Source organism: Acetobacter sp. DmW_043 (genome assembly GCF_002153485.1).
In the GTDB taxonomy this organism is placed as follows: Bacteria; Pseudomonadota; Alphaproteobacteria; order Acetobacterales; family Acetobacteraceae; genus Acetobacter; species Acetobacter thailandicus.
On the sequence record NZ_JOMN01000007.1, the window covers coordinates 86,899 to 105,075 of the forward strand.

At 49.1% G+C, this 18,177-nt stretch carries 17 protein-coding genes; 9 read left to right on the forward strand and 8 right to left on the reverse strand.

The window, feature by feature from the left end; genetic code table 11:
- The first annotated feature begins 93 nt into the window (after positions 1-93).
- Complete coding sequence (putA, locus tag HK11_RS02020; protein WP_086553674.1) at positions 94-3,729, forward strand: bifunctional proline dehydrogenase/L-glutamate gamma-semialdehyde dehydrogenase PutA; 3,636 nt, start codon at positions 94-96, stop codon at positions 3,727-3,729.
- Positions 3,730-3,800: 71 nt separating this feature from the next.
- Here putA and HK11_RS02025 read toward each other — a convergent pair whose 3' ends face one another.
- Complete coding sequence (locus HK11_RS02025) at positions 3,801-5,195, reverse strand: amino acid permease (protein WP_086553675.1); 1,395 nt, start codon at positions 5,193-5,195, stop codon at positions 3,801-3,803.
- 478 nt (positions 5,196-5,673) lie between these two features.
- Between HK11_RS02025 and HK11_RS02030 the strand changes: the two genes are divergently transcribed.
- Entirely contained in the window at positions 5,674-6,090 is a 417-nt protein-coding gene (locus tag HK11_RS02030; RefSeq protein ID WP_086553676.1) for a DUF2501 domain-containing protein, read from the forward strand.
- 108 nt (positions 6,091-6,198) lie between these two features.
- Here HK11_RS02030 and HK11_RS02035 read toward each other — a convergent pair whose 3' ends face one another.
- The gene (locus HK11_RS02035; RefSeq protein ID WP_369822902.1) at positions 6,199-6,519 is read right to left on the reverse strand and encodes a DUF1653 domain-containing protein; all 321 of its coding nucleotides are present in this window, start codon (positions 6,517-6,519) and stop codon (positions 6,199-6,201) included.
- Between the two features lie 22 nt (positions 6,520-6,541).
- Here HK11_RS02035 and HK11_RS02040 point away from each other — a divergent pair, with 22 nt between their 5' ends.
- Positions 6,542-7,099, forward strand: coding sequence for a hypothetical protein (locus HK11_RS02040; RefSeq protein ID WP_233133263.1), 558 nt, complete (start codon positions 6,542-6,544; stop codon positions 7,097-7,099).
- 44 nt (positions 7,100-7,143) lie between these two features.
- Positions 7,144-7,434 carry a hypothetical protein gene (locus tag HK11_RS02045; RefSeq protein WP_086553677.1) on the forward strand — a complete coding sequence of 97 codons (291 nt, stop codon included), beginning with the start codon at positions 7,144-7,146 and terminating at the stop codon, positions 7,432-7,434.
- A gap of 10 nt (positions 7,435-7,444) precedes the next feature.
- Here HK11_RS02045 and HK11_RS02050 read toward each other — a convergent pair whose 3' ends face one another.
- Positions 7,445-7,861, reverse strand: a complete 417-nt coding sequence (locus HK11_RS02050) for a DUF423 domain-containing protein (protein WP_086553678.1) — start codon at positions 7,859-7,861, stop codon at positions 7,445-7,447.
- A gap of 39 nt (positions 7,862-7,900) precedes the next feature.
- On the opposite strand from HK11_RS02050, the gene HK11_RS02055 reads away from it, so the two are divergent.
- The 3 genes from HK11_RS02055 to HK11_RS02070 all read left to right on the forward strand — a co-directional run bounded on the left by HK11_RS02055 (position 7,901) and on the right by HK11_RS02070 (position 10,624).
- The gene (locus HK11_RS02055) at positions 7,901-8,464 is read left to right on the forward strand and encodes a cob(I)yrinic acid a,c-diamide adenosyltransferase (RefSeq protein WP_086553679.1); all 564 of its coding nucleotides are present in this window, start codon (positions 7,901-7,903) and stop codon (positions 8,462-8,464) included.
- 437 nt (positions 8,465-8,901) lie between these two features.
- Complete coding sequence (locus HK11_RS02060; RefSeq protein WP_086553680.1) at positions 8,902-9,609, forward strand: hypothetical protein; 708 nt, start codon at positions 8,902-8,904, stop codon at positions 9,607-9,609.
- Positions 9,610-10,351: 742 nt separating this feature from the next.
- Positions 10,352-10,624, forward strand: a complete 273-nt coding sequence (locus tag HK11_RS02070) for a YggT family protein (protein ID WP_233133264.1) — start codon at positions 10,352-10,354, stop codon at positions 10,622-10,624.
- Between the two features lie 24 nt (positions 10,625-10,648).
- Here the strand turns inward: HK11_RS02070 and HK11_RS02075 are convergent, their stop codons facing one another.
- Positions 10,649-12,124: a deoxyribodipyrimidine photo-lyase gene (locus tag HK11_RS02075; RefSeq protein WP_233133265.1), complete on the reverse strand. Its 1,476-nt coding sequence runs from the start codon at positions 12,122-12,124 to the stop codon at positions 10,649-10,651.
- A 189-nt stretch (positions 12,125-12,313) separates the two neighbouring features.
- Here HK11_RS02075 and msrB point away from each other — a divergent pair, with 189 nt between their 5' ends.
- Both msrB and HK11_RS02085 read left to right on the forward strand, forming a co-directional pair.
- Positions 12,314-12,709: a peptide-methionine (R)-S-oxide reductase MsrB gene (gene msrB, locus HK11_RS02080; protein ID WP_086553716.1), complete on the forward strand. Its 396-nt coding sequence runs from the start codon at positions 12,314-12,316 to the stop codon at positions 12,707-12,709.
- 37 nt (positions 12,710-12,746) lie between these two features.
- Positions 12,747-13,577 (forward strand): alpha/beta fold hydrolase, encoded by an 831-nt coding sequence (locus tag HK11_RS02085; RefSeq protein WP_086553683.1) that lies wholly within the window; start codon positions 12,747-12,749, stop codon positions 13,575-13,577.
- Positions 13,578-13,600: 23 nt separating this feature from the next.
- Here HK11_RS02085 and HK11_RS02090 read toward each other — a convergent pair whose 3' ends face one another.
- The 4 genes from HK11_RS02090 to HK11_RS02105 all read right to left on the reverse strand — a co-directional run bounded on the left by HK11_RS02090 (position 13,601) and on the right by HK11_RS02105 (position 18,161).
- Positions 13,601-14,653, reverse strand: coding sequence for a WD40 repeat domain-containing protein (locus tag HK11_RS02090; protein ID WP_086553684.1), 1,053 nt, complete (start codon positions 14,651-14,653; stop codon positions 13,601-13,603).
- On the reverse strand, positions 14,650-15,630 hold the full coding sequence (locus tag HK11_RS02095; protein WP_086553685.1) for a GTP-binding protein: 981 nt from the start codon (positions 15,628-15,630) through the stop codon (positions 14,650-14,652). Before HK11_RS02095 ends, HK11_RS02090 begins: the two co-directional genes overlap by 4 nt.
- A 105-nt stretch (positions 15,631-15,735) precedes the next feature.
- On the reverse strand, positions 15,736-17,115 hold the full coding sequence (locus HK11_RS02100) for a chloride channel protein (RefSeq protein WP_173559773.1): 1,380 nt from the start codon (positions 17,113-17,115) through the stop codon (positions 15,736-15,738).
- Between the two features lie 125 nt (positions 17,116-17,240).
- Positions 17,241-18,161 carry a cation diffusion facilitator family transporter gene (locus HK11_RS02105; protein WP_369822903.1) on the reverse strand — a complete coding sequence of 307 codons (921 nt, stop codon included), beginning with the start codon at positions 18,159-18,161 and terminating at the stop codon, positions 17,241-17,243.
- Between the last annotated feature and the right edge of the window lie 16 nt (positions 18,162-18,177).

Below are 18,177 nucleotides of genomic sequence, written 5' to 3' on the forward strand. Positions count from 1 at the left end.
TTTGCTTGCAAAACAAAATAAAAGAGCCTCTTGAAAAAAATAACGAGAAGTTTCAGGCTGTCTGAATGCATTTTATGACGGAATAAAAAATTTATGCCTCACCATGTTACAGCTGCGCCTGCATTTTCCTCTCGTTCATCATTGCGTAAAGCGATTATTCAGTCTTTTCGTAAGCCCGAAGCTGAGTGTGTCAAAATCCTGACACCCGCGGCAACCCTGAATGATGCAGAACAAAAAACCGCAGCTGAGCTGGCGACCCGCCTTACAACGGCGCTCAGGGCAGAGCGTCGCCCGGGGCTGGTTGAAATGCTTGTGCAGGAGTTCTCCCTGTCCTCTTCTGAGGGAATTGCCCTCATGTGTATGGCTGAGGCTCTGTTGCGCATTCCCGATACCGCTACGCGTGATGCCCTGATTGAAGATAAAATAGGTAATGGTGACTGGCTGGCGCATATTTCGCGTGACCGCCCGCTATTTACCAATGCAGCAGCCTGGGGGCTGGCTGTTACGGGTGAGCTGGTTGGTAAGCGTGATGAGAAAAATCTGAAAAATACGTTGCTTGACCTGGTGTCGCGCAGCAGCAAGCCCCTTATTCGTCGCGCTGTCGATACTGCTATGCGCCTTATGGGTGAGCAGTTTGTGCTGGGCGAGACCATTGAGCAGGCACGTGAAAACAGCACAGAGCTTGAAGAAAATGGCTTTGCTTATTCTTATGATATGCTTGGTGAGGCAGCCTTTACGGCAAAAGATGCAGAGCGCTATCGCAGGGATTATATTAATGCCATTCACGCCATAGGTCGCAGCGCAAAAGGCAGCGGTGTGTATGAGCGGCCAGGTATTTCTATTAAGCTTTCTGCTTTGCATCCGCGTTATGTTCGCGCGCAATATGAGCGTGTTATGGCTGAGCTTTTTCTGGTTGTGAAAGAGCTTGTGCTGCTTGCCCGCGGCTATGATATTGGCGTGAGCATTGATGCAGAAGAGAGTGAGCGGCTTGACCTTTCACTCGATCTGCTTGAGGCGCTATGTCATGTGCCAGAGCTTAAAGGCTGGCATGGTATCGGGTTTGTCGTGCAGGCTTATGGCAAGCGCTGTCCGTTTGTGCTTGACTTTATGATTGACCTTGCACGGCGGTCAGAACACAGGCTGATGATCAGGCTTGTTAAAGGTGCTTACTGGGACAGTGAAATTAAAAAAGCACAGATCGATGGTCAGTCTGATTTTCCTGTTTACACGCGTAAGTGCCATACAGATATCAGCTATCTCGCCTGTGCGCGTAAATTGCTTGATGCGCGAGATGCTGTTTTTCCGCAATTTGCCACACATAATGCCCGTACTGTTGGTAGCCTTTATGCGCTGGCAGGTAAAAAATTTGAAGCCGGCTCATACGAGTTTCAGTGTTTGCACGGTATGGGAGAGCCTCTTTATAAGCAGATTACCGGCTCAGCTGAGCTCAGGCGTCCGGTACGTATTTATGCGCCGGTTGGTACGCATGAGACATTGCTGGCTTACCTGGTACGACGTTTGCTTGAAAACGGTGCAAACTCATCATTCGTCAATCAGGTGGGGGATGACACACTTTCTGTCGCCACTTTGATTGAAGACCCGATTGTTACGGCACAGCGCTTTGAGCCTTACGGCGCACCACACCCGGAGATTTCTAAACCGGCAGATCTGTTTGCGCCTCAGCGTCGTAACTCGTCAGGGCTTGATCTGGCAGATGACCGGGTCTTATCTGGTCTGGCTGCGGGTTTAAAAGGGGCGCCAAAAACCTGGAAAGCGGCTCCTGTTGTGTTCAGGCAGCGTGTCAGAAGTAAAGAGCGCCCTGTCATTAATCCTGCCTGCCACAGTGATAAAGTCGGTGTCGTTGCGTCAGCTACGCCAGCTATGGTGACAAAAGCAGTTGATGCAGCACAGGCAGCACAGGCTGAGTGGGCTGCAACGGCGCCGTCATATCGGGCGGATATTTTTGATAAGGCCGCAGATCAGCTTGAGGCACAGCGATATGAGCTGCTTTCTCTGCTTTCGCGTGAGGCAGGAAAGTCTCTTCCCAATGGCGTGGCTGAAGTGCGTGAGGCTGTTGATTTTCTGCGCTATTACGGTGCGACTATTCGCCGCGAGTTTGACAATACGACACATAAGCCACTTGGTGTGGTGGTTTGTATCAGTCCCTGGAATTTCCCGCTGGCCATTTTTATCGGACAGATTGCAGCGGCTCTTGCCGCTGGTAATGTTGTTCTTGCCAAGCCAGCCGAAGAAACTCCTTTGATTGCTGCTGTTGCTGTTAGTATTTTGCATAAAGCCGGTGTGCCTCAGGCCGCCTTGCAACTGCTGACAGGGGAGGGGGATGCAGGCGCAGCACTTGTCGCTGATGAGCGTGTCAGTGGTGTGATGTTTACCGGTTCGACTGCGGTTGCACAGCTGATTAACCGTCAGCTTGAAAAAAGACGAACACATACTGGTCAGCCTGTTCCGTTTGTTGCAGAGACAGGTGGGCAGAATGCCATGATTGTCGATAGTTCAGCTTTGGCTGAACAGGTTGTGGCTGATGTGATTGCTTCAGCTTTTGACAGTGCAGGGCAGCGTTGCTCGGCACTGCGTCTGCTGTGTGTGCAGGAGGAATGTGCCGACCATGTTCTGGGCATGTTACGTGGCGCAATGAATGAACTCCGGCCTGGTAATCCGGCAGATCTGTCAACCGATATTGGCCCCGTGATTACAGCAGAAGCTGCTGAGAATATTACGCGCCATATTGAGGCATTTCGTACCAGGGGAGCATCGGTTTTTTCTGTGTCGGTGCCTGAGCATTGCTCTGAAGGGTATTTCGTACCACCCACCCTGGTAGAAATAAAAGCTGTGAAGGAGATGGGGGGCGAAGTGTTCGGTCCTGTGCTTCATGTGCTGCGTTATAAACAAAATACACTTGATCAGCTTTTAAACGAAATTAACGCCACCGGTTATGGCCTCACTTTTGGCTTACATACGCGTATTGAAGCAACAGTGCAGCACGTGCTGTCGCGTATCCATGCGGGTAATCTGTATGTTAACCGTAACACGATTGGTGCTGTTGTTGGTGTGCAGCCATTTGGTGGGCAGGGCCTGTCAGGTACCGGGCCGAAGGCTGGTGGACCATTGATTTTGCGCCGTCTGCTTGCTCAGTCGCCAGAGATGGTATGGACATTCTCTGGTGAGAAACCTGTGGTGATGCAGGCATGGACAGACTGGCTTATCGCTGAAAAAGAGACAAAACTTGCCGGGCAGGCTCTGGTTCTTGGGCGAGGCAGTGTAGTCGATGGTGAATGTATGCTCCCAGGGCCGGTGGGTGAAAAAAATCTCTACCGTCTGGCACCCAGAGGCGCTGTATTGTGTATTCCTGCCACGAAAGAAGGGCTGTACAACCAGCTCTCTCTGGCGTTCTCAGGAGGGAATACGGTTCTGCTCCTGGCTGATGCCTCAATTGAGGGCTGGATCGCAACTCTTCCTTTGCTTGTTCAGAATGCAGTTACGTTTGTTGCCAGCGCTACAGAAAAGCCCTGCGCTGTGCTGCTGGGTGAGCGTGATGATGATGCGTTTGCCTATGCACGTGCAGCACTGGCTGAAGGGGATGGCCCGGTTGTTCCGGCATGGATTACCGGAGAGGAACTTCCTCATGTGGAGTGCGTTATTGAGGAGCAGTCACGCAGTATTAATATTTCAGCCGCAGGTGGTAATGCCAGCCTCATGACGCTGAGCTAAACGGACCGTTTGTTTTTACGAAAAATACCGGCTTTCATTACTGAGAGCCGGTATTTTTTGCTTATCCGTGTTCAGGCTGTCTTTTTGTCGGATAGTACTGTCTGCTCCTGTGCCGTCCGGCGTGTGATCAGGCATGCCAGGGCATAACAGGCCAGTGACGTGCTCAGGCTTGCGATAGCTGTCATACGTTCATTGTGCCCCCACAGCATCGCAATGAAGACAAGTGTTACAGCGATCAGAGTACCATAATTTATATAAGGAAAGAGCAGCAGAGTATAATTTGCGGTGTCGCCGGTTTTTTCTGCTCTGCCTCGTGTGCAGATATAGGCTGCGACGATCATAGAGTAGACAACCAGGATGACACCCCCGCTACAGCTCAGCAGAAACGCGAAGATCGTGTCAGGTGCAAGGATGGATGAGAATGCGACCAGAGTGCCGGCAATACTGCTGATAACAACGGCGAGGCGGGGTGTTTCGGTCTTGCCGGTGCGCGCCAGTCGTGCAGGTGCATCACCACTGGCGGCCAGTTCGGTCAGAATGCGGGATGTGACGTACATGCTGGAATTCATGCAGGAGAGAATGGCACTCAGTACGATGATACGCATTATCACGCCGGCACCGGGTATGCCCATGACATCCATTGCGGTGACAAAGGGCGATTTACCTGGTTCGATATTCTGCCATGGCACGACCAGTAAAACCATAGCGACTGAAGCGAGGTAAAAGAGTGTGACCCTCGCCCCGATGCTGCGCGTTACCCGCGCAACATTCTGGCCGGGTTCGTGCGATTCTGCTGCGGCCACTGTTGCAATTTCTGACCCCATCATAGTGAACAGAATGGTTGGCACGATGGCGAGTACACTGGCAGGTCCAAAGGGAAAAAAGCCACCATGCCCCAGAAAATTGCTGGCAGCCGGCACCCCCGGGCCAAAGACATGCCCGACAAACAGAGCGGCAATGCCAATGAAAAGAAGAATGCTCATTACCTTAATGAGAGAAAGCCAGAATTCACATTCGCCAAAAACACGCGGGGCTGCAAAATTAATAAGTTTCAGGATGATAATCAGGCCGATAGCCAGCACCCATATGGGAAGCTGAAGCCAGTCCTGCACGATCAGGGCGCCGGCAATGGCCTCACTTCCCAGTACAACAATCCAGAAAAACCAGTAAAGCCAGCCAGCTGTAAAACCAAGGCGTGGGCCGAAAGAAGCGCGGATATACGCAACAAAAGAGCCTTTGCCCGGGTGAGCCGCAACCATTTCGCCGAGCATACGCATAATCAGAACGACAAGGATGCCTACTGCCAGAAAAGTTACAAGAACAGCCGGGCCAGTCACAGAAATAGCGGCACTACTACCAACAAAAAGGCCTGCACCAATGACACCCCCCAGGGCGATCATTGCAATATGGCGGCTTTGTAGCCCATCAGTATTGGTAGTTACTGCATTTTTATTGTTGTCAGGCATGATATGCAGGGGTCCCTCACTCTGATATCGTAATGAATGGTTGCACATTCCAAAAGCGTTATGCAATTAAAATATTACACTCATGTAATGTGTGGAGAAAACAGTTTTTCGTGAGCCTGAGATGTGTTCTGAAGCTGCTGTTAAAATAATCTCTCCGGCATTGTAATTGTTGAAGTGAATATAATCAATATCACGAAATTTTTTCCAATAATATCAGGAGATTTTTTGTATAAATTAAAATAATTATTTTATTATGATTTTTGGTGTATTTTTATTTTTTTTCAATAATGGGGTTTTAATTTTGAATTAAATAGTTATTTCATTAAAATAATTAAAATTTTTCTTTTTTATAGATATTCCTGATTTTTTAATCTGGCTGTACTGGCTGTGAGATAGCTCTCCTGCGTTGCAGATCACTTGATTTTTTTTTGTTTTACAGGAAGTTTGGGCATGATTTTTGGGGGAAGGAAAAACTCAAATGAAGCTGTCTTCTGTCTGTAAGTTATCAGCGTTGTCACTTGTTGTTGCAATGACCTGTTCTTCTGTTTCTGCTTATGCTGATCAGGCGCCTGGTGATGTTGGTACGCCTGCGCTGAGTGATGTCGATTTGTCAGGCTTTGTTGCCAGCGCTGACCCTGTTGAGGTTGCTGGCTTGCTTAACTACTGCACTGAAACCAACTATGTTTCTTACGACGATGGTTTCCAGGTGCTTCAGTCTTATAATAAAAAGACAAATGCTGTGCCTGAGGGGCAGGAGGGCAACATGAACTATGCCCGCGGTACAGCCGGTCAGATGCTGGTTAACGGCAAAACTTATTCGTTGCCAATGTCTGTAGTTCCTGTTCGTGAAAAAGCCTGTAAAGCTGTGCTGGCACGTGCGAAAGCTGCGCTGTAAAAATAGTCTGAAGAAGGCTGGTCATACTGGTCAGCCTTCTCTGGAATTGAATATCGTATAGAAAAATAAAAATTCCGGGTTTATTGCGGTGAAAGAAAACAGAAAATATCAGCTTTTTTCTGGTTTTCCTGCAGGCCGATATGGCCGGTCTGAGAAGAGATTTTCGGCGCTTAGAGAATGCATTAAAGCAAAGCGCGGTGTACCGTTAATTGATTCGTTCCACATTTTTAAGGGACGAACCCAGTAAGTGCCGTGTTCCTCACTGCGGTAAGTAACAAGCCATTCTTCGGTTTCGCTATGACGTCCCACGCAGATCAGTGTATAAAGACCACCTTTATAGTGCCTGTATAAGCCGGGGCATGGATGTTCCGGGGGCGTGGTTTCGGACATCTTGTGAGGGTAAGTTTTCATGGCCAGAATATGTACCATAACAGGTCAGAAGAGTGCAGTGTTGAAAAAACAAGTCATTATGTGTGCTGTCATCACTGGTCTTTTATCAGCCGGCGGACCCTCCTTCGCCAGGCAGGCCAGGCACAGTAACAATGTCGCATCTCTGGCAGGGCATCAGGTTGTGCTGACACGTCAGCCAGGGGGTGAGCTTGATACCATAGCACGTAAGTTAAATGCCGATGATCTGGCAACAGCCGCCCGTCATAAAGAAATACCTCTGGTGCTTGTAGGTTCAGCAGCTCTTTCTCCTGACGGGCGGGATACGGCCTTATTTGTTCAGGTGCAGTCTGCAAGTCTGTGTGGCTCTGCCGGATGTTCAACGGATGTTTATCTTAAAAAAGGTGACGACTGGGTTAAAATTCTGGATTCTGTCAGTGGTCCGGTGACGGTCCTTCCGCGCAGGCATGATGGTATGTATGATATAGTCGTTGATGGTACAGACCGCTGGGTCTGGAGAAACGGCGCCTATCATGACACGCTGACTTTAACTGATGGTCCGTCAGTAACGAAGCCTGCCCCCAAAAAACCACATGAAGTTCATACAGGTTTGCGTGGCTAATAATACAGCAGTCTGAAATGATGGCTGAAAACGAGTTGTAATTTATGTCTTCTTCTGCTCCCGGTAGCGTTCGTCTCACTCTTATCAAAACATTGCTCACAGTTGGTCTGACGGTGGTGCTGGTTATGGGGATGCGGTTTTTTCTCACCGCATTGCCGCGTGTAGATGCTGCCACTGGTGGGCATGCTGGTGCAGATATTCTGAGGATTCTGACGGGAGATGGTAGTCTCACACGTCAGAAAATAGTAACGGGTTGTTTGCTTCTGGTGTGCTTTCTGCTTGCTTTGTTTTTGCTGTGGGTGGGGCAAATTATTCTGAAAAGAATTAAAACATAAAAATCTGTTTTTATGGATGAGGCCCGGAGTTCTCGCTTCTGCTCTTACAGAAAGCCCATGAGTAAGCGAGAATACACCATGAGATGATCAGAAGGCTGCCGCCGGTGGGGGCGATATGAAAAGCACGATGACCACTAAAGGCCGTATAACAGACGCCAGATACAAACATGAGCGTGCCTGTCAGTAAACCGAAGCCTGCAATAAGGGTAAGGCGAGGCGCGTGTCGGGGAAGTCTGAGACCGATAGAAATAAGTGCAAGGGCATGCCACATTTGCACATCTGTCGCGTTATGCAGCATAGCCCGCCCGCCCTGTGCCAGTTGTTCATCCGGCAGATGCGCGGCCAGAGCGCTCATTATGACAGCAGAGGCAGCAAGCAGAGCGCCACAAACACACCATATACGTGTAATAACTGAAAAAGCAGGCATAAAGGCTTCCCTTAATATTCGGTTTAAAAGGATAAGGTTATGAGCATTCGCATAGATCGTGTTGTGACACGAGGGGGAGATAGCGGACAAACCTCACTGGGTGACGGAAGCCGTGTATCTAAACATACAGCCAGGGTAGGAGTAATTGGTAGCCTGGATGAGCTGAATGCTGCGGTGGGTTTGTTAAGGGCACATGTTCCCGATGAGTCTCCTGTCAGTCAAACTTTGATGCAGATACAGCATTTGTTGTTTGATATGGGCGCTGATATCTGCTGTCCTGAGGCAACAAAAAAAGCAGAGCGGGCGGCACGTATTACAGAAGAGCTTCTGCTGTGGGTTGAGCAGGAAACGTTTGCGTTGCAGGAGAGACTGGCGCCGTTGACCAGCTTTGTATTGCCCGGTGGCAGTATTGCAGCGGCGTGGGCTCATATGGTGCGAACTCAGGTGCGTCGTACAGAACGGGATTTCGTTACTTTAATGCAGGAAGAAGAGGTGAATAAAAAGATATTAAAAATACTTAACAGATTGTCGGATTATTTTTTCGTTCTCGCCAGACATTTTAACGATGATGGTAAAAAAGATATTTTGTGGAAAATTAAATAGTATTTTTTATTAACTTTAATTTAAAAAAAACTATAAATTTATATATTTTTTTAATTTTTTTTTGTATTTATTGAGTGTTTTTTATTCTTATTTAAATAAAAAATGGCTATTTATTTAAAGTTAATTATATTTTTTTAAAATAAAATTCATATTATATATTATTTTTGATTGTTTTTGAGGGATGTTTTGTGGGCAGTGAAAGTATTTTTGATTGGAAAAAAAATCTGAGTATGTTATCTGTCAGTTAAAGAAATTATTTTCTCTTATATGTTAAGAAAAAGAGATTAATTTCTACAGTATTTTAATCATTTAACGGCGTGCCATAAACATGGCGTATGTAATGCATCAGAAGGAAGTGAAGAGTTATTTCTCTGATTTCTGAAAAGAGAAGATTTTAGAATTTCTTCTGATGTATCAAGAAAGTAAAAAGTATAATAATGGTAAGTATTATAAAAGCAGCGGCATCATCTTCATTTTTTTCAAAACCTGAGAAAAGCCAGGAAGAGGCAAGCGAGGAAGAATCACTTCGTAGTGCCCTTGAGCGCATGGGTTCTTCTCATCAGAGCCGTGCACAGGCTGTTCAGCGCGCGCAGGGTGACGGCAATCAGCTCAGACGTCGTCGTTTTGTAAAAGACGGTGATGTGCAGGTTGAAAAGCACTCTCTGGCCGGTATTAAGCCAAGAGCACTCGCTTCAGTGCAGGCAAGTGGTACAGCGCGTACAGTTCATTTCTCATCAGGTAGTACAGGCGACAGCGAGCTGGTGCATTTGCGGCGTTTGCTGGCGACCGAGAAAAAGCGCGCAGAAGAAGCCTCACGTTTGATCGAGGATATGCAGCATACAAATAAAGCGCTGACTACACGTCAGGTTCATGCTGACCTTGAGGTGACAGAGCTGAAAGTGAAGCTTGAAGAAGCTGAAACTAAAGTTGTAGCTCAGACCCGCATTATCAGAGGCCTTCAGTGGGACCTTGAGCGTTGCGAGGAAGAAATGCATGGCCTGCGCAAACGTCTCGACGCGAAGCCACGTGGTCGCCCTCGTAAAGAGGTATCTGCGGCTCCGGTTGCGGAAAAAGACTTTGAGAGTGAAAGCAATGCTGATGTCATAGATAGTGAGCCACAGCCTGTAAAATGGTGGAAAGACTAAAATTCTGTGTACAGATAAAGGGAGCAGATGAAATTATTTTCGTCTAAGTCACTGCTCGTTGTTGTATTTGTAAATATAGCGTGCGGTGTCGTATTTTTGTCTGTGCCGATTTTTATTGAAGGTTTTCTTTCTCTTTTTAAAAATGTTTTTGATATTTTAATTTTGCCGTTTTCATTTTTATTTAAAATTATGGGCTGGTCGGCACGAGTTTCTTCTCTCGATCAGCTTTCTCACGGGCTGATAAAGGGAGGCAGATATAATCTGTTTCCCAGATTATGTTCAGTTATATTTCTTATTTTATCAGGAAGCTGTTCAGCGTTGACGCTTGATAATATCGGTGACAGGTTTTCTGTATTTTTACTTTGTCTGGCACCGGCATTTTTGCTGGTATCCTGTTTTTTATCTGGTATATCCCTGTCCTGTATTATGATCCCTGCGTTTCTGGTGCAGTTGTATTTTCTTGCATTTTGTAAAGCTGAGTATTCTGCTGGCAGAAAATAAAAGCGGGTTATGAGATGCGCCCGGTTTTTTTATAGTTCATTATAAATCAGTATGATCAGAGTGTTGTAATGTAATTTACAAACCAGTTTCTGATCGTTTACAGGTTAGTTTTTATCCCCCAAAATGGTTATAATCCTGTTTGTTAGCATACTCGCGGAGAGGGGCCTGTGCCTTCGTTTGGGGTCTGTATTAGAATTAAGTAAGGAATAATTACTTGTTGTTCATGATATTCATTTTACTCATGCGTCTTTTGAACATTTATTGCTGGGTTCTGCTTGCTTCATGTATTTTTATCAATTTGTGTATTTTTGGGGTGCTTGATGCCCGTAAAAGCTTCGTTCAGAGAGCAGGATATTTCCTTGAGGCCGTAACAGAGCCTGTTCTGGCTCCTGTCAGGAGAATTTTGCCCGATCTTGGCGGTGTTGATTTTAGTCCTATGGTTGTACTTCTTCTGATCCGCTATGCCGTGCAACCTGGTCTGATAGAGGTTTTTCGTTATATATTAGCAGGCTAAGCGGATGCAGCAGCCTGCCTCAGATCAGTTCTGAGGCAGGTTTTTATAAAGCTCGAGGGCGTGTGTCCGGGCTGTTTTCAGGTCTACAATCGGGGCGGGATAGCGCTTGCCTGATGTTACAGCTGTATGCCTGAGCAAATCTCCGCCTGCTTTCCATGGTGTATGTATTAATTTATCAGGCAGAGCGCGCAACTCAGGCACCCACTGACGAATATATTCGCCTGATGGATCAAATTTTTCGGACTGGCCAACCGGGTTGAAAATGCGAAACCAGGGGGAGGCATCAATGCCCGTGCCGGCGCACCATTGCCAGTTCATTGCGTTTTGAGCCGGGTCAGCATCAGCCAGTCTTTCCCGAAACCATTTTTCGCCTTTACGCCAGTCTGTGAGCAGATGTTTTGTCAGAAAAGAGGCTGTTACCATTCTGACCCGGTTATGCATCCACCCGGTTGCATAAAGCTGGCGCATGCCGGCATCAACCAGCGGATAACCTGTGCGGCCCATTTTCCATGCATTAAACAGGGTTTCATCATCGCCCCATGGCATATGATCAAATTCAGAGCGAAGATTCTTTGTCGCCATATCAGGATAATAGAAATACTGCGTCCAGGCGAAATCGCGCCATCCCAGCTCTGACAAAAATGTCCATCCCTGATCTGCCAGGTGTGGTTTCTGCCGCATAACAGCTTCGGTTGCGTGCCACACCTGTCGGGCTGACAGGAGGCCGGCCCGAAGATAAGGGGAGAGAGACGACGTGCCGTCTTTATCAGGCCGGTCTCTGTCCGTGCTGTAGTGTGTCAGCCCTGTTTCGAGAAATGTTTCCAGCAACTCATGCGCGGTTTCCTCTGAGCAGAGCCATTCTTTTTCTGCATCACATGCGCCTTCCGGCAGGCTGATTTCTGATTCTTTAGAGATGAGATTTTTCAGATCATCTGGCCAGGGGAAGAAGGTAACCTTCTCTGGTGCTGGCAGGCTGCGGCCTGGTGCCCCTAGTTTTTGCAGTGCACGCCACCAGGGAGTAAACACTTTATAAGGCTGATCGCTGCCAGTGCGTAAAACCCATGGTTCATGTAACAGGCGCCCGGGCAGCGAATGTACAGTGCATCTGGCGTCCTGCAGGGTGCTTTTGAGGTGCGTATCCTGCTCACGTCCTGACAAATCATAGCGGCGATTCCAGAAGACAGAATCAATATGTAATTTCTCTGCAAGTTCCGGGATAATCTGCGTTGCCGGTCCACTTATTTCAGCCAGATCACCGCCCATCTGCTGTAGAGTTGCGGCAAATGTCGCACGTGCCTTGCTAAGCCACCATTTGACGACTCCCTGCGTTGTTGTGGCAGCGTCGTGAACATACAGGCAGATAAGCGGTTTTCCGCTATTGATTGCGGCATGAAGGGCCGGGTTGTCAGTAATACGAAAATCGTCCCGAAGCAGGACAAGAGCCGGTTGTGAGGGGGATGATACAATGTTCATAAATACTATTTTGACGAAAGATGACATGCTGACAATACCTGCCAGTGTGGTCACTTTTTATTTATTTTATTAAAATATAATTAATACAATTTTAATTATATATGAAGTTATGTATAGTAACCAAAAATATCCTATGAATCTTTATGTCTTTTATCGCTGCGATAACAAAGTAGTGCGAGTAGTATTTAAATGCAAAAAAATATAGAAAGTAACTCTATGACTTATAAGGCTGTTAATGAGGCCTGTGGTGTGCATAGGCTGACATCACAGCAGGAATCTGTTCTGCGTGAGCGCGGTACAGAACCACCAAATTCAAGCAAACTTAATTCTGAAAAGCGTAGCGGTACATATTCATGCATTGGCTGCGGCAGTACTTTATTTGTGTCCGGGACAAAATATGAAAGCGGTAGTGGCTGGCCATCTTTTTACGCCCCGGTTTCTGGTGCGGTAGAAAGTATGGTTGATATTAGTAATGGTCTGGTGCGTACCGAGGTTGTTTGTTCAGTATGTAAGGGGCACCTTGGCCATGTTTTTCCTGATGGTCCGCCTCCTACCGGAGACCGTTACTGCATTAACGGGATTGTTCTCGATTTTTTGCCTGATGAAGGATAACTCGTGGTAATCGGGAGTAAAGGCGGACCAGAGGGTCATGCCTGACGTAGCGGGACACCCTGAAATATATTTCAGGCAGGTTGGTGACTATGACCTGGCTATCCGCGATGCAGGTGCGGGCGAAGGGCTTCCTCTGGTTCTGATTCACGGCTTTGGGGGCAGCATTAACAGCTGGTTTCTGACGCAGAATGCCCTTGCCGCTGGCCGGCGTGTCATTGCTTTTGACCTTCCTGGTCACGGCTCTTCGTGCCTGCATGTAGGGGAGGGTACATTACGGGCATTTGCCAGTATTGTTTCGCATATGCTGACAGAGATGGAGCTGCCACGGGTGCATCTTATGGGGCACTCGCTTGGAGGAGGGATAGCTCTTAGCCTCGCGCAGCTCAGGCCTGACCAGGCAGCGTCTCTCAGCCTGATTGCACCAGCAGCCCTTGGGGCTGAAGTGAATGCTGAGTTTCTTTACAATTTTATTGAAGCAGATGATCCGGCTGCTATGCGTCTGGTGCTGGAAAAGCTGGTCGCTGCAAAAATTCTTATTGGCCGTAAAGCGGTCGAAGATGTTTTGAGTAATCATAACGTCGCGGGTGTCAGAGAGGCCCTGCATCATATTGTGAATGCCTGTTTTGACGGAAGCAGGCAGCGTCAGATTCTACGCTCCGTTTTTACGACGACTGATATCCCCGCTCAGGTGATCTGGGGTGTTGAGGATGCTATTTTACCTGCATCTCATGGGCAGGGTCTGCCATCACGTGTCACAGTGCATTTTCTGGAGGGGGCAGGGCATATGCCGCAGCTTGAAAAGGCAGCAGAGGTAAATGCGCTGATACGTTCTTTTTTAATGCGGGCTGAAGCAGAGGCCGGGCTTTGAGCCCGACACTCTGAAATACGCACTCAGGAAGCAGAAAGGTTTACAATACCAATCTGTCCGCCTTCTGTACCAAAGCCCAGCAGGCAGCCATCAGCGCTATATGCCAGGGTAGTGACAGCACCATGTTTGCCCGTTGTGGTAACGGGCAGAACGCGCTGGCTTTCAGTCTCAATCAGCAGCACTGTGCCGTCAGAAAAACCAGCGGCAACGACATCCTGCTGAGGGTGGAATGCAACACAGGTGCACAGGGCACCACCGGCACCGGGAAGTTCTTTGGGGGCTTTACCCATTGGGCCACCACCAAAAAATGGCCACATAATAACGCAGTCTGCTCCACTGGTGGCCAGCCATTTTCCGTTTGAGGAAAAGGAGAGTGAGCGCACTTTGGAAGGATAACCGCTCATACGAATATTATGACCGTCAGACAGACGCCAGCCATGCAGGTCGTTATCCTGCATAGCGGTAATCAGAGCATCCCCTTTAGGATGTATGGCAATGCCGATATGGCTGCCTTTCCATTCCAGAACGCGGGCAGATTCGCTTTTAGGCTGAGTGAACCAGACTGATGCTCCGTTATAGTGAGAGGCCGCTATACGCTTGCCTTTGGCATCAAAAACAATCCCTGACACAGCTGAGGGGTGCTCGAGTGTTTTGACAAGTTTGCGGCCTGTTGCATCGCGCAGCTCAACCTGTTTACCTGTGGCAAGAGCAATGCAGCCGGTTTTGGCATCGACATGGGTGGCAACATGGTCAACCCAGCGGCGGCTTTTACTCAGCTCTTCAATCTCGCCATGCATATCAATGCGGCACAGACGGCCATCGTCTCCGCCAGTCAGAAAACTGTGTGGGTCCGTGTCGGGGGCAATGCACAATGCCGAGCCGTCATGCACAGCGTGGGTGACCCAGGCAGAGGTTTCTGTCAGGTCAGCACGATGAATAACTATGACATCGCCTTCACCGGTGGTGAAAGCAAAACGCTGGCTATCGCGTGATGCTGTGCAGGCAATAATATGGCCGTTTACAACGCGTGAAGCACCGCGTTTATCAATCAGCCCGTGGATGATGGGAGTGCTCATGCGATTGCGCAGCTTTCAAATCCACGCCGCAGCTGAGGACGGTTAAGGTTACGACCAATAAAGACCAGGCGTGATTCGCGCGGTTCATTCTCTTTCCATGGGCCAATAGAATCACCATCAGCCATCATGTGCACGGCCTGAAAAGCAAAGCGGTCAGGCTGCCCTTCAAAATTCAGAATACCTTTGGTGCGCAGCATGTCAGCTCCTTTTTCCTGGAGCAGGGCGCTGATCCAGAGCTGGAATTTATTGGCATCCAGCGGAGTTTTAAGGCTGAGAGAGACGCTGCTGATATCAGCTTCATGTTTATGCTCAGGGTGTTCGAGAAACTCAGGCATATTTTTAAGAACACGCTCAAGGTCAAAACCACCCTGGTCGAGCACATCAGTCAGTTTGACGTTGCCCTTTTTTGTCCGGTGAACGGGAGCAATGCTGTTAATTGATTTAAGAGTTTTCTCCACAGCTTCGAGCTGTGCTTCGTCTGCCAGGTCGGTTTTGTTGAGAATCAGAACATCAGCAAAAGCTACCTGCTGGTGCGCTTCAGGGCTTTCTTTAAGGGTTTGCTCAATGTTCATAGCATCAATGACGGTAACGACGGCATCAAGGCGGGTTTTGCTTCTGACATCTTCGTCAGCAAAGAAAGTCTGAGCAACAGGGGCAGGGTCAGCCAGGCCGGTTGTTTCAATAATAATGCCGTCAAATTTGCCACGGCGTTTCATCAGGCTGGTCAGAATACGGATAAGATCACCACGGACTGTGCAGCAGATGCAGCCGTTGTTCATTTCAAACACTTCTTCATCCGTATCGACAACCAGATCGTTATCAATACCAAGCTCGCCGTATTCATTGACGACAACCGCATATTTACGGCCGTGCTGAGCCGTCAGAATATGGTTGAGCATTGTTGTTTTTCCGGCACCAAGAAAGCCCGTGAGGACTGTGACGGGCACCAGAGCATCAGAAGTGGGAGAGTCAGACATCAAACAGGGTCTCCGTTAACGGCATGAAGTCGTTCTCATATAGGGTGCATTCTGACCTGATACCAGAGAAGAAGAGCAGAGTTCTCTGGCAGGCTCAGTTATGCCTCAGGAGGAAGCATGGTCGCGCATCACTTTGGCGGGCTGTGTATGTTGTGCACGACGTGGTGTGGCAGAGCGCAGGAATTTGACGGCCAGAGCACCGTAAAGAGCATGGCTGCAGATAGCGCGTGAAACGCCAAAAGCCAGGAATGCGCTGGCCAGCAGAGCGAGTGTAACCTGCTGGTTGTCACACATTTCCATAACAATGACAGTTGCTGTCAGGGGGGACTGCGTCACCCCGGCGAAGTAAGCGACAGTGCCCAGCAGCACGACAGCGCCCGGAGTGGAGTGTGGCAAAAACTGTGCGATCCATCCGCCAAGGCCCGCACCGACAGAGAGTGAAGGCGCAAAGAGCCCGCCTGGTACACCAGAGCAGTAGGAAACAATGGTCGCGATATATTTGAGAATAAAATAGGACATGGGATAGTGCTGGGTGCCCATAATACTTTCCCGGGCCTGAAAATAACCTGTGCCGTATGTCATGCCGCCAGAGAGAACACCAATAACAGCCAGAACCAAACCGCATAGTGCAGCAAAAATAATCGGGTGTTGCATGATAAAGCGGCCGGCATAACCGGGAATGCCCCGTGAAATACGCACAAGGAGAGCAGAGAACAGCCCGCCTGTAACCCCGCCGACAATGCCGCAGACCAGAACAGCCAGCCAGCTGGCCCCCACCGGCACGACAGAGTCAGTATGCCCGAAATATGTGTAATTGCCGACCATAGCGATAGCCGTCACCCCGGCCAGCACGACGCAGGTCAGCATGGTGCCACTGGTACGCTGCTCATAAGAGTGAGCAAGCTCTTCAATCCCAAAAACAATACCAGCGAGCGGTGTATTAAAGGCTGCCGCAACCCCGGCGGCACCACCGGCTTTGATCAGAGCATGCTGGCGCATGGGGTCATTGATTTTCATAAACCGGCCGACAGTGTGCATGATAGATGCACCCACCTGAACAGTCGGTCCTTCACGCCCGATAGAAGCCCCCGAAAGCAGCCCCAGTGTCGTGAGGAGAATTTTGGCAAAAGCAATACGAAGGGACAAAACCTTATCAATGGTTTTGAAGTCGTGCAGATGCAGGCACGCAATCGCCTGAGGGATACCACTGCCCTGTGCACCGCGAAACCATTTGACTGTCAGCCATGAGGAGAGAGCCATGCCACAGGGCGTGACCAGCAGCATAAGCAGAGGGCTGATAGCAATGATATGACTGCGCAGATGCGCCGCTTTATCAGCTATGGCAGCAAAACCAACCGCTACAATCCCCACCATCACAGCACCTGACCAGTAAATCAGCTTACGGCGCCAGCTTGCTGTTCCGGCTTTTGCCTGCTCACGAATATGACGGAGCTGTGCGGAGGCGGCTGTCATGCTGGACGGCATGGGAAATCCTGAGGCTTAGTAAAAGATGCGGGTGCTCTTAGCACGTTCCCTTTATAAAGAAAGATATCTCTGTGCCTTACCGGCCTGATTATAAGGGAAAGTGCACCCTGGCAGCCGATAATAGTTTAATTTGTTGCCGGACGTGGCCAGAAAACAATACCTTCATGCTTGGCCATGTTGTCAGGCTCGACGTGAATATGTACCAGGGTGTTGCCCATCTGCCTGCTGAGTTCCTGCTCAATGAGGTCGCAGATATCATGGGCTTCTGTCACGGTCATATTGCCCGGTACAATCAGGTGAAAGTCAAGAAACGTCATGGCTCCGATGACGCGTGTGCGGATGTCATGTGCCTCAATCGCCCCTTTGCCTTTTAAGGCAATAATATCGCAGATCTGCTCAATAGTTTCAGGGGCAGGAGCCTGATCCATCAGGCCGGCGATAGAGTCGCGCATAACACCCCAGCCCACACGCAGTACGTTAAGGGCAATCAGGCCGGCGAGAATGGAATCGAGCCGCTCCCAGCCTGTGAGGGGAATAAGTGTGATACCCGCAATCAGACCTGCACCTGTCCAGACATCAGAGAGAACATGCTGCCCACCGGCAATCAGAGCAGGTGAGCGGCGCTTTCTGCCCGCACGCAGCATCACCATGCCCCATATAAGGTTTACCAGTGTTGCCGCACCATTGAGCGCAATCCCTTCATAAGGGGCAGTCGGCGGGTGCGGGTGTTGCCAGCCCAGCCACGCTTCCCGTGCAATGATGAAGGCTGTGAGCAGAACCAGCGTACCTTCAGCCACGGCTGAGAGATATTCTGCTTTATAATGGCCATAAGTGTGGTTGTGGTCTGCCGGGCGGGCAGCAATGCTCAGAGCCCACAGCCCTCCCACGGCAGAAACAACGTTGATGATGGTTTCAATCGCATCAGAATACAGTGCGATACTGCCACTGACAGCCCATGCAGCATATTTCAGACTCAGGGCGACAAGGCTGACCAGAAGGCTGTATATGGCAATGCTTTTGTTGCTTTCAGGCAGAGAGAGACCCAAGGGTAACAGCTTTCTT